The organism is Bartonella taylorii 8TBB, assembly GCF_902825155.1.
Classification (GTDB): Bacteria; Pseudomonadota; Alphaproteobacteria; order Rhizobiales; family Rhizobiaceae; genus Bartonella; species Bartonella taylorii_A.
Genome location: NZ_CADEAG010000206.1, coordinates 1 through 393, shown reverse-complemented (window position 1 = coordinate 393; position 393 = coordinate 1). Strand labels below are relative to the sequence as shown.

At 36.9% G+C, this 393-nt stretch carries 1 protein-coding gene; it reads left to right on the top strand.

Features of this window, described 5'->3' with window-relative positions; all coding sequences use genetic code 11:
* Positions 1-69: 69 nt before the first annotated feature.
* A partial coding sequence (locus J7R13_RS09315) for a hypothetical protein (RefSeq protein ID WP_208438351.1) occupies positions 70-393 on the top strand: 324 nt, incomplete at its 3' end.

The following is a 393-nucleotide window of genomic DNA, read 5'->3' as shown; positions in this document are numbered from 1 at the left end:
CTATAATACTGATAATAAGAGAGAGACTAATAGTAGTGGACTCGATAAGATTAAAGAAGGGATTTGAACATGGTTTTTTTGCACCTCTATTGCAAAAAAGAAAATTTTCTCCCTTTTGCGACTTGGCTTCTTCTGTCCAGCTTTGGCATATTGTTGGTAAATAATCTAGAAACACGCACCTATTGGCTCAAACAGCCACAAGCAAGGAATGTAGTTAAAACAAATACGCTGGAATTACATAACAAGCATACCCAATTAAGAGTTGCAACAACTGAGAAGAAAAAGTTTGGAATACTTCGTACAGATCCTGTTCTGCCTATCAGTGCTTTTCAAAACATCACCGCATTAAAGCGCTTTTTAATGAATGCTGTAGTTATTTGCACACAGCTTGGG